The sequence below is a fragment of the Taibaiella lutea genome (assembly GCF_008629695.1).
Taxonomy (GTDB): Bacteria; Bacteroidota; Bacteroidia; order Chitinophagales; family Chitinophagaceae; genus Taibaiella; species Taibaiella lutea.
In genome coordinates, this window is the sequence record NZ_VWSH01000002.1 from 87,720 (window position 1) to 102,530 (window position 14,811).

The 14,811-nt window shown below is 40.1% G+C and carries 8 protein-coding genes; 3 read left to right on the plus strand and 5 right to left on the minus strand.

The window, feature by feature from the left end; all coding sequences use genetic code 11:
* Positions 1-18: 18 nt before the first annotated feature.
* Both F0919_RS07750 and F0919_RS07755 read left to right on the plus strand, forming a co-directional pair.
* Positions 19-705 carry a hypothetical protein gene (locus F0919_RS07750; RefSeq protein ID WP_150032186.1) on the plus strand — a complete coding sequence of 229 codons (687 nt, stop codon included), beginning with the start codon at positions 19-21 and terminating at the stop codon, positions 703-705.
* Positions 706-906: 201 nt separating this feature from the next.
* Positions 907-1,359 (plus strand): hypothetical protein, encoded by a 453-nt coding sequence (locus F0919_RS07755; protein WP_150032187.1) that lies wholly within the window; start codon positions 907-909, stop codon positions 1,357-1,359.
* A 68-nt stretch (positions 1,360-1,427) separates the two neighbouring features.
* On the opposite strand, the gene F0919_RS07760 is transcribed toward F0919_RS07755, so the two are convergent.
* The gene (locus F0919_RS07760) at positions 1,428-5,426 is read right to left on the minus strand and encodes a GEVED domain-containing protein (RefSeq protein WP_150032188.1); all 3,999 of its coding nucleotides are present in this window, start codon (positions 5,424-5,426) and stop codon (positions 1,428-1,430) included.
* A gap of 923 nt (positions 5,427-6,349) precedes the next feature.
* Between F0919_RS07760 and F0919_RS07765 the strand changes: the two genes are divergently transcribed.
* Positions 6,350-7,972, plus strand: coding sequence for a T9SS type A sorting domain-containing protein (locus F0919_RS07765; protein ID WP_150032189.1), 1,623 nt, complete (start codon positions 6,350-6,352; stop codon positions 7,970-7,972).
* A 341-nt stretch (positions 7,973-8,313) separates the two neighbouring features.
* On the opposite strand, the gene F0919_RS07770 is transcribed toward F0919_RS07765, so the two are convergent.
* The 4 genes from F0919_RS07770 to F0919_RS07785 all read right to left on the minus strand — a co-directional run bounded on the left by F0919_RS07770 (position 8,314) and on the right by F0919_RS07785 (position 14,810).
* Positions 8,314-8,508, minus strand: a complete 195-nt coding sequence (locus tag F0919_RS07770; RefSeq protein WP_150032190.1) for a hypothetical protein — start codon at positions 8,506-8,508, stop codon at positions 8,314-8,316.
* A gap of 430 nt (positions 8,509-8,938) precedes the next feature.
* A complete protein-coding gene (locus F0919_RS07775) occupies positions 8,939-9,628 on the minus strand; it encodes a hypothetical protein (RefSeq protein ID WP_150032191.1) in 690 nt (229 codons plus the stop codon).
* 721 nt (positions 9,629-10,349) lie between these two features.
* On the minus strand, positions 10,350-12,671 hold the full coding sequence (locus F0919_RS07780; RefSeq protein WP_150032192.1) for a DUF2357 domain-containing protein: 2,322 nt from the start codon (positions 12,669-12,671) through the stop codon (positions 10,350-10,352).
* Positions 12,672-14,810: an McrB family protein gene (locus tag F0919_RS07785; protein ID WP_150032193.1), complete on the minus strand. Its 2,139-nt coding sequence runs from the start codon at positions 14,808-14,810 to the stop codon at positions 12,672-12,674.
* Position 14,811 lies beyond the last annotated feature (1 nt).

Here is a 14,811-nt window from a genome sequence, read left to right on the forward strand (position 1 = left end):
AACTTAAAAACCAAAACAATGAACAAGAAAAAAATTATTTATGCTTTATGCTTCGGCATGGCTTTACTTTTTGCAGGTTCCTGCAGGGATAACACGGAGGAAAAACCACCGACAGGGTCTGTGGTTGAAAAGATGTCCGGAATTTCTGCAAATATTCAATATATAAATAAAACCAAGAAAGATGAAAAAGATGTACTTGATTCAACTGACTTTAATAAAGCAGATTTTAGTCTTGTAAAGGAGCGGATTATGAGGTTAAGTACTTGTGTAGGAAGCTATTGCTCTGACACTGCTAATTATTGCGGCAATGATACATGTTTGCAAAAAATAAAAGACTGTCATACCATTGATAGCATTACATTTGAAAGATTGACAGGCTATGGTGGAAACGGTCATGCTGTTTTCAGGTATAATGCAGGAATAGGCGATTTGTTAAGAACTGCCGATTGCAGAAAATATATCAAATTGACTTGCAGCGCGATTTCTTATAGCATCGATACTGTTTCAACAGTAAATGCAACACTACCCAACACTGCACATTATTCAGTCGCACTTTGGCAGCAAATTGCTAAGAATCCTATTGATTCAGTTGAAGTCTTTAAAGCCATTTATGACCCTACAACAAAGAAATACCTGATTCCATTTAAAGTTTATTTTTCAGGCGGGAAATGGGAAGTTTATGATGTAAGTAATGATTACCCATAATTGTTTCAGTAAGATAGCATGATAGCAGCTTATATTATTTTATATCTATCAAATCTGTCTCCTCTTTTTGCTTTGTGGACAGGAAGAATAAACAAGGGCATAATCTGGTATTATGCTCTTGCTTGTTTTGCATTTGATATTAATGCGTTTGTTTTGAAGATATTGCATATTGAGAGATTGTGGTCAAGTAATTTATTTTTTTTGGTTGAATTTTTATTGTTGTCTTCTTACTTCTATCAATATGTGTTTGAGAAAAAATACAGAAAGCAGATTTTGATTGTATTAAGTTTAGTAGCTGTTTACTTTGTTGTTGATACTTGTGTTCATTCAATTTTACAGCCTAACTACATTGGTGCGGCTATTTTTTATAGTCTCTACATTTTATTTGCAGTATTTGGATTGTATAAAGTTTTGAAGGGAATCGAATATTTAATGATTGAAAAATCGCCCTTGTTCATTTTTTGTATAGCCTTTTTGATTTATGCCTCCGGTAGTTTTATCATTTTATTGTTTGAGCATGAATTGCGTGAAACGAATAAAGAGTTTATTAAATTCATGTGGTGTTATGTAAGGAATCCGATGAATATTCTGAAGAATTTATTAATCGGGTATGGGCTTATTCTGATGAATAAAAATAAGCAAGTGGCGGGTTGATTTATTTATCCGGAAAAAAGAAAGGCTGCCATGAATGGCAGCCTTCTCAATTTAAGGGAGGGGGCTGTTTATTGCTTCGTTATTTTAATTGTCTGTGAATTATTGCTGTCAACATATTTAATCAGGTAAACTCCCTGTGCGAGTCCACTCATATTGATTGTTGTAGCATCGCCATTAAAGTGAGCATTACTTATCACTTTACCTGTCAGGTCACTGACGATAATACCCGGATTTTCACCCTGAACGCCGAACACTTTCAGAGAAACCTGGTTACTTGCCGGATTCGGATAAGCTTCCACATTGAAGTTCCTGCTTCCTTTTACTTCAGCAGTCACTACTTTGGTATAGCCATTGTTACCCGCAATATCTGTAAGTTTCAAACGATAGTAATTGACGCCATTTGCCGGAAGCGCATCCCAGTAAGTATATTCGGAAGCTGTTCCTTTGGCTGATACGGTTCCGATTTCTTTATAGTGTATGCCGTCCAGGCTTCTTTCAACTGTGAAATAATCACCTTTGGCTTCTGTAGCCGTATTCCAGTCTATCCTGTTTTTATTACCCACGTTTGTAGCTGAAATCTCGCTTACTTTGATATAAAGTGGTGTAATGCTGTTACTGATATAGAAATTAGAGAAGCCGGGTGTGGTCACCTGAATCCAGCTGAATCCATTAGGAGCAGTGCCGTTTGCTGTTTGTGAAAGCAAGCTGAAGGTACCTTCTCCTGCTACTACATCCTGATTGCATCCGCTTTCTCCGGTCTGACGTGTTACATTCAGATTAGACAGGGCTGCATTCGGATCAACTCCCTGTAAAGCTGAAAGTTCGGTATTCAGGAAGAAGAACTGAACATCAAATGTTGTAACATCAGCGTTGTTATAAGTAATACGGAAGTTACGGTCAAGATAATAAGTGCCGCCTGTCTGACGCTCTGCACCTGTATTAACCGTCAGATAAGGAGCAAATGTTCCGGTACCTGTAGTGCCTGCTGTATTACGTCTCACATTTGCAATTAATCTGCCGCTATTATCCGTAAGAGATGTCCAGCCTGTGTAGGTGGTGTTAGGCGCGGGTCTTTGTCCGGTAGGAGACTGCGTGCATGAGCCGGTCGGTGCAATCATGCTGTTTGTCACCTCGTCAATAGTCAGGCAGAAAGTACCTGTATTACCGGTGCTGCCATCTACCGCTACATAATAGGTGTTTCCGCTTATCAGGCCTGAAGCATATAAAGTTGCTGCATTACCTATTACCGTACCATTATTTTCATCGCAGGATATAATGGAGTATGCTGCCAAATCATTTGGATCGCCGGGATTGGAAGTAGTGAACAATGCCATTCTGGTATTGGTAAGACCATTACCGGCAACATCTGTTGAAGCACGTACAATTCCGCTTGCAGGAGCCTGGAATTTAAACCAGACAGTAGATGCTGTTGTCTGTGAACCATTACAGCTAATCATGGGTTCTCCGGTATTAAAGGAAGCGCCTACGTTACTGTAAGTTGCGCCTGTGCAACCGGCACCCACTACTAATGTTACGGCTCCGCCGGGAAGGTCATTACCCAATGGTGTCTGGAAACTTGTAGTAACCCACGAAGAGAAGTCGCCGCTACCGCAGTTTGTGCGTACATGCAGATAATAAGTTGAAGAACCGCTTAATGTGGAAACGCTGCCTCCCGGAATGCTTACAGGTGTTCCTGCACCTGCCGGATCGTTTGCAGATAAGTCTACAACATATTCATATCCCAACGGTACTCCGCTTGAAGGTGCATCCCATGTTAAATCTGCAGATGAGGTGGTAATATTGGTTGCTCCAAGGTTTGAAGGAGGGAAGCAAGTAGGTACAAAGACATTTATCTTATAATCTTCTATCTCGCCATAATTGAAATTTGCACATGGTTCAGCGGTCAAAGGACCATACGTGTCGCCATTGGTTGCATCTCCCATCATTATTCTTACGGAAGTAAGTCCTGCGAGAGCAGTTGAAGGTATTGCGCAAGACACGGTATGTGTCTCGGAACCGCTACCTGTACCCGAAAATGCCGTATAGCTGCCAATCATGTCTGCAGCGGTTAATATACCATCCTGGTTCTGATCCATATAAATATATAACTGGTCTTCTGCATAGTGGTTGGTAGCTGTAAAAGTAATGTCGAATGTAGCACCTGCAGTAGCCGTACCTAATGGGCTGAGGCCGGTATAGTTTGTGTAGTAATTTGCTGAAGTGGTGTTACTAAACGTTCCGGCAGAGATATTTGAAATGTATTCGTCTGCAGCACTTGCTGTAGTTACAGTACATAAACAAAATGGAGCCGGATTCAAGGCTACCGATAATACATTAGAGCTGTCTTTATTGCCACTATTTGTACAAGTAGTTACAAATCTGAATTGTGTTGGTGCTGCAATACCTGCCGAAGTATAAGTAGTTGTATTGCCGCCGGTAGATACCCAGCCGCTACCATCGTTAGACTGCCAGTCGTAAGTAATGCCGGTGCCTGCGGTCATTCCTGCTGCCGATAATGTAAAACCTGTGTTAGGGCAGATAGTTGAAATGCCGCTTATGGTAACAGGAGCAGGTTGGCCTGAACATGTAGTAAGCGTTGCTACATTCAGAGTATAATCTTCAGATTCACCATAAAAGTCATCAACGCAAGGATCCGGATCAGCTTCAAAAGCAATCACCTGCACCCTCATGCGTGTGTTGCCGGGTACAGCATCTAACGGTGGCGTTATAGTTGAGGTGACCGGACCATCTGTATTTACAGCTGTAGCCACAGTATATTGTTCGCCGGATTCACCTAAAATACCGTTTTGATTCCAGTCAATATATACATATACATTGTCGTCGTCAAAGTCTGTGCCGCCAATGGAAATGGATATTGTATTCGACAGGCCGGGAATTACATTACCTACCTGCGCTGTATAGTCAGCTACATCCCCACTTGCTGTTATGCCTGTTGTGTTATTAATACCGGCATAAGTTACGTTGGTAATATATTCAAACCCGTCTGATGCAAATTCAAATAAAGAACTGCAATAGCATTGATTCGGCGGGTTGATTGCAACTGCTGCCACATTGGAAGTATCTGCCTGATTTGTGTTGGTACAGCTGCTTACAAAGCGATAGCTTGTAGGAATGCTGATACCGCTGCTAACAGTAAGGCTTGCAGTTGAGGTGCCTAGACTTTGCCATCCGCTGCCATCGTTGCTTTGCCAGTCGTATGTAATGCCTGCAAATCCTAAAGGTGGTATGGTAGCGTTAAGTGTAAAGCTGACACCGGGGCAAACGCCGCCTGGTCCGGAAATAGTAACATGATCCGGCACGCCGTTGCAGGCAGGGAATGTGTAAGTTACTTTTACTCTTCCTTTTGCGCCTGCGCCTCCGGTACGGTTGCCACTTGTGCTTCTGTAGCCTCCCGAACCGCCGCTGCCGGGCGCTGTACCTGCTGTTCCGTTACCCTGGGCTGTTTTGCCGTTAGCTCCTGCTGCTCCGCCCACAGTACCTGCTGCACCACCGGTGTTGCCGCTTGCATCTCCGCCGTTCATAGTGGAGCCCGCACTGCCGCCGCCGCCGCCTGAGGCATTGGAAACGCCTGCAGCACCACTGCCGCCATTAAAAATGATAGTGCCGATTCCGCCGGTACCGCCTGCGCCACCTGCACCTAATGCACCACCTGTACCGCCTGTACCACCGGGTGCGGCTATTGTTGTTGCAGTACCAAACCATGTTGTGCCACCTGCGCCGCCTGCGCCACTAGTTGCAGCTCCTGAGGCTCCCGCGGCACCTATAGTAACTGTGTATGTTTGTCCGGGTGTAACACTTAATACGCTGCTTGCATAAGAACCGCCACCGCCACCGCCGGCAGCTGTATTATTGGAATTGGTGCCACCACCACCACCGCCACCGCCCCAGCACTCAACTGTGATGGACGTGATATTAGGAGGAACCGTAAAAGTATTGTTATTGTTAAAGGTTTGCGTTGTCTGAGCATTTGTAATGAATGCCCCGAAAAATACGCACACAAAGGCAAGACATAGCCTTGCCCGAAGGTTTGGTATTGTTGATATCATAGATGTTTGGTTTTGCCTACTCTGAATAGGTTTTCGGCTTCTCCCTGTTTTTCGATATTAAAATCACAGATTAACATTGGCCATTAATCTATGAAGTGCATGTCTTTTAAATTACAGCGTAATCCATCTCCTTTAACCTGTATGTAGAAAGGAGTACATTTTCGTGCAGTTTACCAACAGTGAAGATCATGGTTACTAATTACAGTACGGGCATCAAGGATTGCAAAAAAGACTAATGCATGGTAATCATAAAATCGAAAAAACTTAACATCATGGAAATATTAACATCAAAATTTTTTGTTAATAAAGCAGAATATGACAGTAACAAAACTGTTTAGTTTAATGAAAAAGTGCCGTTAACAATTCAATATGATTTAGTGCGCCTTTCTATTAATCTTTTATAATCCGTAGATAATGAGAATTGCTTTTGTAAAATTCTTTCCTCCTTATTCATCCCTTTCTTTTTAAAAGATCAGCAAACAGTATGGTTCTGTTACTAATCCTTTAACAGTGTTATAAGTTTTTGTGGATTAATTAGTTAAAACCTTCACAATGCCATTTCATGTAGTCGGCAGCAGAATTTCATTCTATCAAAACAATATTAATCCATTACAAATAATACAATTTAGTTTATTTTCTAAATAGAAAAATAGACGTTTTGAAATGCTATGAATACTTGAAATGCTTGTCTACTTTTATAATCTATTTGAATGTTTAAATATTGATATATAATTCAAGTTATTTCTTTCTTTTTGTTGTGGCATTATATTAAGCATTTCTCTTCATCAGGCACACGGATTACAGTATAGGTTTTGGTACAGCTTTTGGTATCAGGGTTTTAAGGCAGTTTTAATATGCTTGTGCAGACGGCATGATTTACCAACGTTTTCATTATTTCCTAACAATTATAAAACAACACCCTTATGAAACACACATTGATGCTACCGTTTAAACCACTAAACCGTATAGCCTTTGCTATACTTTCTTTCTGTTTCCTGCTGATTGGCGCAGCGACATCAAACGCCCAGTCCATTGTTGCGCCTACTTATACCGAAGCATTGTATGCCACAACGCCCACACAGATCTATACGCTTAATGTCGATATGCTGGAAGTACATCCCGCCAAACAACTGGAGGCTATGTGCTGGGACCTTTACGGACCTACATCCGGCGTTACCATTCAGGCAAGAGATTATACCGGAGCTGTTGCAACGGCTTTTCTCCCTACTGTTTCAGAATCGCAGCCCGATATCGTGCTGGCCAGCGATATGAGCAACCCGAGCCAATACCGTCTGGGTGTTGTTTACCTGAACAGCGCCTTCAGGGCAACCTTCGACACTTATCTTGTGCTTGGCACAGGAAGCGGTACACTTACGCTTAAGCATATAAGCTCGCAGGTCGTTTCTACGGATACGGCACGCTTTCCGCATATAGATATGTTCACCGATTTCGGTACCATGATAGGTGGTTATCCTTCTATGCACAAGTTTGTTATCTCTTACGCACAAAAAAACAGCCCCGCCCTGGATGTTTTTGAAAGAAACGGAGATATTATGGCCCCTACCTCTTTTTCTCCGCCTTATCCTATTACAAGCGGTGAATTCTGTCCTTATGGCGGTGATGTTTCGGCGGTGTTCGATCCTGCCAGCGGCAAACAATATGCTTATTTTGCTATAGCCAACGGCAGCAACCTGGAACAAAAGCAGATATTCCTGAATGTACTGCCTGCTGTCGCACCTCCTATAGGAGCAACACCTATTACCACGCTTTATGCAGGAGGGGTAAGTTCGGGACCGTTATTGCCAAGAATAGAATCGATGGGCTATAATGCTATAGGTTCGGGTATTGTGCAATGGGTTATCGGTTCTATCATTTCGAACCCCATTACTTTCAAGAATGAAATATGGGAATATAATCCGAATATGATGGGCGGGTTCAACTGTTCTTCACCTGCGTTTTCAACCGAGGAAAACCTGTGTGTATCTGTTTGTGCAGGTTCGGGCAAACCGAGCGGCAACATCTGCAATAAAAATTATAACATCGGATGGTACAACCAAAAGGTGGGTTTCATGACTCAGGCGATTGACGCTTCTACTGGCGCCATCAGCACAAGCTTCCCTGATTATTATAAAGCCAATGCAATACCCTGGGGATTTGTATGGAGCAAAGTTCCGATTGCAATAACCAGCTGCAGCAATTCGGGCAATGATCTTTTCACGGGCTGGTGGAATGAAGCCAATAAAATCTTCTTTAAACTGAAACCCGGCATCAGTGTTTACAGACCTGCGCCACCTACAGGCATTGCCAATATCATGAATGGCAAAGAGTTCTCTGTTTATCCTAATCCTGCAACCTACAGGCTGACAGTTAGAGGGATTACAAAAGCTGATTACAGGATTGTAAATATTCTGGGTCAGGTAGTAGGCAGCGGTATCATTAATAGAGATGAATATCCGGTAGATTTATCCGGTCTTTCATCGGGCACTTATTCGTTGACCTTGTTTAACGAAGGAGAAAGCCAAAGCGTTCAGTTTATTAAACAATAGAAGCCCCTCCCCCCCATTAATACAAAAAACAGTCCGGCAATTTACCGGGCTGTTTTTATTTTCTATAATGCACTGATAGCGCTATGCCCATCTTTTATTTCCCCATAACTTTTTAAGACGAAGCTTGTTTATACTTTTACAGTTATAACAGTATGGGACAGAAATGCAGAAAATACAGTAAGGCCAGAAAGAACAGGTTAATAAGCGCTCCGCAAAAGCAGGAGGGCAATGGTAAGAACAAACATGCCTTTAAGCGGAAATGCAGGAAGGGTTGATGTACATGCCAAAACAGCAAACCCGGTGTATGAAGGATTTGCTGTTTATTATGAAAGTAATGAACCTTATGTCGGCCTGTCTTTCGTGCTTCTGATAAGGCCTATGCCGGCAAAGAAGAATATAGCTCCCAATAATCCGTAGAGTACAATTTCTTTTACATTATAATTGCCACCGCCTCCGTGCAGGAACCTGACGCCGGCCATAATAAGGCCTATTACGCCCAGTAAGGATAATACGATGCCTAATACGCGCTTTTCCATATGAATATTTTAGAGGATAACAAAAAAGTGCGGATGTAGTTTAATGGATCTTAAATTTCCGTTACAGTTAATATCCGAAAGACAGACAGCGTTTGTGCGGTCGCGCAAAAGGAGCGGCTTTGTGTGCTGTGGAGAAAAGACAGGGTTAGCACTTTATCCTGTTTTTGTTGGAGAGCAGACAGGGTTAGCACCCTGTCCTGTTTTATGTCACCCTTTCAGGGCTTGGGTATTTACTGTATGGATTTTAAAAGACGGACAAAAGAAAGGCAGGGTTTGTGCCCTGCCTTGTTGTAAGAGAGACAGGGTTTGCACCCTGTCTCTTTGTATGTCGCCCTTGCAGGGCTTGCGGTATTTTATACCGGATGATGTTGTCTGTAGGCAAAAGCCTTTCGTTAGCTTAAGCCCACGGAATGCGCATCATGCATCGTTTCTATTTTGCAGTGCCGGATGTGCCATCATTTTTGGGCTTCCTGCTGCTGCTTGTGTTGATAACGATGCGGGCGTTCCTGAATGCGCTTACAAATTCGGGCGATCTCTTATTGAAGTTGCCTGCCAGGTTATCCATCTGTTTAAGCTGCGCCGTGCCTTCCTGTATCTTTTCAGAAAGGTTGACGGTGGCTTGCTTTACTTCGCCCTTTACCAATCTGGGCGCAGGATTCATGCTTTTGTAATTTATTATAGATGCCTGTAGTTCCTCCATTTCGTTATTGCCTACACCATAATCGCCCAATACCTCTAAAAGCGCAGTTGCTTTGTCGTATATAGCGTCTGCCACAACGGGTATCGCATTATCCCTCAGCTTATCAAAATAAGACGGCGTAAATTCAAATTGTTTTTCGAGGCCAAAATCTTTAATATTTATGGCATACGATTTGATGTTGAGCGCCATTTGCTTGCATAGCTCTGTAAGATTGCTCCGTTCTACAGTCTTGGCATAGGTAATGCCGGTATTGTCCTGGTGCTGCGTATTCGCTTCAGGGTTTACTTCTATCCTGATTCTCCGGAATTGTGCCGCCGCATCTGCAAATGCGGGAATACTTTGCCATAGACCTTCGTGCTTCAATAGCACTGCTTCTGTTGCGGACCACATTGTTAGCTGGTCCTCTTGTTTTTTAGTCATCTTCTGAAAGATTTTTTAAATTAACCAATACATTTTTCATCTTTTCCTAATGCAGTTCGTTTGGCTTAATCTTCATTTTATCATATTGTCGCGGCGATGATAATTTATTCTTCTAAAACGCATGTTTTAATATATTATTATGGCGTTTGAAAAAAATATAATAAAAATTTCCGCGCGCTCAGAGGTGTTCGCATTTGCGCATGAGGTGTTTGCAGCAGCGACAGTGGTTATAGATTTTGTGTCAGACCTTATTTCTTCTCAGTAAGCGGTGTCCGCACCCTTGCAGCGGCTATTTCTTCGCTGCAAGAGGTCTTCGCATTTGTGTCGCTGTTCATTTCTTCTACGTCAGCGGTCATTTCTTTTGTGTATGAGGTCATTTCCTGAGCGTCAGCGGCAATTTCTTCTGATTATATTAAAACCGATTATATGCATGAGGCCTTCGCACGCATGTAAGAGGCCTTCGCAAAGATGTAAGAGTGGCTCGCCGGAAATTTCAGGAGGGTTGCGCGTTTGTAAATGGCTGATTATTAGGCACTACAGTGCTTCGCTTTGAGAACGGAGTGGTTTGAACGTGGGAATGAGAAGTTTGCAGCTGTTTTTAGGAGGCTTGAAAATGGGTAAGAGGAGAGGGAATTGGTGTGTATTAGTATGGCTTTGTGTACTGCGTTGGTTGCATATTTTACCATTCTCTCCATGTTTCGGTAATTAGATGTTTTGTGGCTCAATCTTTAACTATCGCTTTCATCAATTGTGACAATGTAACAGAAAAAGGCATTCCAGACCCTCTTCCTGTTTGATAATTCTTAAGCTTTGTTATATCCCATATTTTATCTTTAAATTCTTCTTCAACTTCATTTTCTATTTTATAAACTAAGTAGAACTCTCCGCGAGGATTGGGATAGTTTTTAAGTACCATGTCTTGTTTTGAAAAAATTCGTGGCCCCTTATCATTTAGCTTTATTAAGCGAGCAGTTTTTGTTTCATTATTCCCGTGAAGCAAAAGATATCTGACACTGGTTACACCGCAGTCTAAATTTAATGATCCTCTATTTGATCCGGTTCTCAAATTATACAATCCATTTTCTTCAATCCATTTTAATTGTTCTTCACTTTTGTAAAATGCCACTAACACAAACGTTTCATCAGGCATCAATGATCGATTGTTGCCATAAGCTTCCGGAATGGGTTCATGAACTTCATCACTTAAACTATCTTTATGGATATCATAAGTCCGGTAAGCTGCTTTTTCTCTTTGCGATGCTCTATTCAAAAAATGCCTGACAACTTCATTTAAAAACTGCTTGACTTCCAGAGAGCCATCATTTGCTTTATCCGGACGAATCGCAAAAGCACCTAAACCAGGTAAAATTTCATGAAATCCTTTCTTCGAATAAGGTTCATTACTCTTTCCGGGATATAAAACGTAAACTCCACCTGTTCTTCTTATAGCATCCTTATAAGCGTGCATTTTCAATAAGTCTACCCTTTTGAAATTTCCTTTTGCTTCCTCTTCCTTTTCTTTGTTCAAAGAATTTTGAATATTTTCTTCATTCGCATCATTTTCCGGATCATCACCAAAGAGTTCTTTTAAATTTTCGACTTTATATTTTGCATCGAAGTGAATATGCACAATCAGTTCTTCTCTTTCAGCTTCTTCCTGAGAAATTGCTTCCGGCCATATGGATAATGTATAATCAGGTCGCATGTCTTTTGTCCAGCTACCGCCGGACGGATATTCCTTTTTACCTGAAAAGGACCTGTTAAAGCTAAATTCAATTTTTAGGTTCCTTATTTCATTTTTATATGTTCCTTCAATCGCTATGCGCTTTCCTCCTTTTAAATTCAGGCCCAAAGTTCCGCCAATTACGTTTTTATTGATCGGTGTTATTAGTTGATCCAATCCTTTAGGCTTTATATTAAATATTTCGTTGACGATATCTAACAGCTTAAAGAATAACCAATATTCATAGAGCTTTGCCACATCGCGCTTACCAGCAGAATATACATCATCTCCGCCATGCCAAACTAATTTAGCTGCCAGTTCAAACATAAGCCAAGCCCGAAATACTTCTCTATAGCCTTCCTTCCGTTGAAGCACAGGACTATTAAGAGGTAATGTATTCAGCCTTGATACTTCCTTGAATACTGAATGATTTAAAAATTGTTCTAACTGATCTTCTAATATCGCAGCTTCGCTGTGTAATCTTGTTTTGGTATCAACAATTATCTTTATTTTGCCTACTAAGTCCAAAAAACTCTCTAAGGCATACTTTACAAATTTATTTTCAGGTGTGTCTATAGATTCCTTTTTACTATAACTATTAATTTTTTGCGGAAGAGTTCTTAGAATTCCTTTTTGATTTAGGGTATGAAATTCAGGTATATTGATTCTATTTGAGGAGCCGGAGATTTGCCGCATAACATTGCTGTCAAATCTTTTCAGATTTCTAATATCTCTTTCCGCTTCTACTGTCATCCATTTCGTAACAGGATTAATCACAATTTTATGAATCGCATCTTTGAACTCTTCGGAATCCAAAACGGATTTAATAAAGGCAAAGCGCTGATATAATGTTGAAGGATCCTGTTCAAAATCTGTTTCAAGTAATTGTGTAACAGGCGAGGAGTGTTGCAGAATAAGGTCGGTGCATTTTTCTGTAATATCTTCCAACATCATCCTGTAATCACCTCTGTAATCGGTTTTCACCGATCTTACTTCAAGCTTTAATACACCACATTTTTGTCGTTCCTCATTCAAAATGTCGAAAGAGATGGTTCCTACATAAATGTTTGGAACTATTCTTCCTGAGTTTGAATTAGATCTTGAAGTTTTTATTAGTTCGTGACTATCGAATGAATAGCCGGATTCGAGTTGATATTCATAACTCAATCCTTCTTTAATCTGAATTTCAGCTTCCCCGTTTTCGAATGCTTCCGCCGCGTCTATTTTTAGAATTGAATTTTCATCGGACTGCTCTCCCCATAAAGTGATTTTTATGGAAGATTTATTATTCAGCAATATTTCAAATGTGGAAGATGTCATTTATGCTTCTGCGTAACTTGTAAATCCATTATCCAAAAGATTATGATACATTCTTGTAATCTTTTCTAAAGATGTAGGGTATTTGGCTATTTCCGCATGGTTCGGTGTTTCCTTTTTATCAAAAACGTCCTTTATAGCTTGACCCTCTTTTAAGCATAACGATCCTAGTTGTTCTAAAACAGGTGCCAATTTTTTACGTGAACCATGTACCTTGGGCAATAGTTTTTGCATAATGGCAGCATCTGTTATCATATCAATAGTCCACTCGGAATTCAATTTCTTAACTACGGCTGCAAACCTTAAAATTTCCGAAGCGCTTCTATATCCAAATTCAGATCCCGTTTTCTTAAGCTCTAAGAAGAATTCTAATAATGACTTATTCAAAGTCGTTATATCTTCTGCTTGTAGTGTTAGAGATTTTTCACTTGCCAGCGTTATAAAGTCTTGTCCCATTCCAGCTCCTTGATTCTTGATAGACTCCATATTTACTTCGGTTGCAGTATCAAGATAAGCCTTCATTTCGCCTTCTGATACTCTGAACTCAATAACACTTGCGCGATCTAAAACCTTTGGACTAAACATGTAGGTTGTTTCATCAATATTAACTGTTCCGATAATAAACAGGTTGGAAGGAAGATTAATTTTCGAAGGGATTTTGTTCTTTTCTTCTTTAATACTGTGAAGTTCAATATCGGATTTCGATTCCATGGCACTTAAGAAATCAGCAAAATATCTTTCTACATGGCTCAGATTCATTTCGTCCAGAATCAGAAAATAAGGTTTGTTCTTATTCTCTTCTTTTTTTGATTCAATAATCAATTTCAATGCGCCATTTTGAGGCATTATGTATTCATCAGGAATTAAAGCATTAGGAAAGCCAAGTAATGGTTCTCTGTTCGTCCAATCTGCTCCTACAGGAACAATGCAATATTGAGAATCATCTTCACATATCCAGCTTGAAAAAGCTTGTGCAAGCTTGGTTTTACCTGAGCCGGAAAGACCTGTAAGTATTACAAATGGTTTGGTAAGTAATGCGCCTGTAAAACGAAGAATCAAATCATTTGATAATTGGAGATTGGATTTAGTTATCGAAGCTGCAATTGTTTTCGAATCAATATCGCTGAAGGTTTCAGATCTAAATCTTCCATTCACACTCTTTAGGAAATATTCTTGTCCTACTTCTGCAATATAAAATTCAGGATAATCAAATTCAAGTAGTTTTTTAAATGATTGTAAATCTAAACGACTTCCTGTGCCATTTGTCCATTGATTGGATAAGTAAAGGAATTGATTTTGATTATTATAGAGTATTGGTTCCGTAAAAGATCTTGCAATACCACCTTGACTTAAATCAGATTGATTAAGAAGCACCGGAGATGTTCTAAAGATGGAAGTAAGTTTGATGTCATCAAGCTCTAAAGATAAGTTTCCTGGTGCTTGATTTGGACGTATATATTTAAAAATAAGGTTATTCTCGTCATATTGTAATAAAAAATAAATTACTGCTCTGATAAATTTTCCAATCTCTTTGTGCTTCGTAATATATGGTAACTGACCTAAAAATCGTCTTTCCAAATAATTATATAGACTTTTGTTCTGAGTTAGTTTAAAAATGAATTTTCCAACAATAGCAGAACTTGCGTCAGGTATATTTATAACCTTTAGAAGAATAGAAGTGAAAAAATCTGAAGTTCCTCGAATCTTATAAGAACCTTCACTGCCGTTAACAATGGATTTTGCATCTAAACTATAGTCTTTTGTATTAAATGGTTTTAGGGCAATTGATTCGCTGTACTTATCGGAAGTAATATCAGAAAGAACGAAATTTTCATTTAGCAAAAATCGGCCAATATCTTCTTGGCTTTTATTGATTTTGAATAAATCAAATACATCCATGTGGTCTTTGAGAGCGAGTGCTAATTCTTTAATACAAACTGCATATAGAACATATTGACTTGGTAAAATGCAATGATTGTTATCAATTTTCATTTGTAAAGAATGAGAATCAACACTTGAGACTTGATCAACCTCCATCAATCGTTGTTTATCTTCATCATTGAATATAAGCTCTGGCCAAATATCAATGGACCTGAATTTATTTTTCAGTTCACCAGCTAATTCTCTATAATCTCTTAACATA

Bases quoted from the DNA above. Each gene is read 5' to 3' on its own strand.
- F0919_RS07750 (WP_150032186.1), top strand. From the start codon at position 19: ATGAACAAGAAAAAAATTATTTATGCTTTATGCTTCGGCATGGCTTTA.
- F0919_RS07760 (WP_150032188.1), bottom strand. From the start codon at position 5,426: ATGATATCAACAATACCAAACCTTCGGGCAAGGCTATGTCTTGCCTTT.
- F0919_RS07765 (WP_150032189.1), top strand. From the start codon at position 6,350: ATGAAACACACATTGATGCTACCGTTTAAACCACTAAACCGTATAGCC.
- F0919_RS07770 (WP_150032190.1), bottom strand. From the start codon at position 8,508: ATGGAAAAGCGCGTATTAGGCATCGTATTATCCTTACTGGGCGTAATA.
- F0919_RS07775 (WP_150032191.1), bottom strand. From the start codon at position 9,628: ATGACTAAAAAACAAGAGGACCAGCTAACAATGTGGTCCGCAACAGAA.
- F0919_RS07780 (WP_150032192.1), bottom strand. From the start codon at position 12,671: ATGACATCTTCCACATTTGAAATATTGCTGAATAATAAATCTTCCATA.
- F0919_RS07785 (WP_150032193.1), bottom strand. From the start codon at position 14,810: ATGTTAAGAGATTATAGAGAATTAGCTGGTGAACTGAAAAATAAATTC.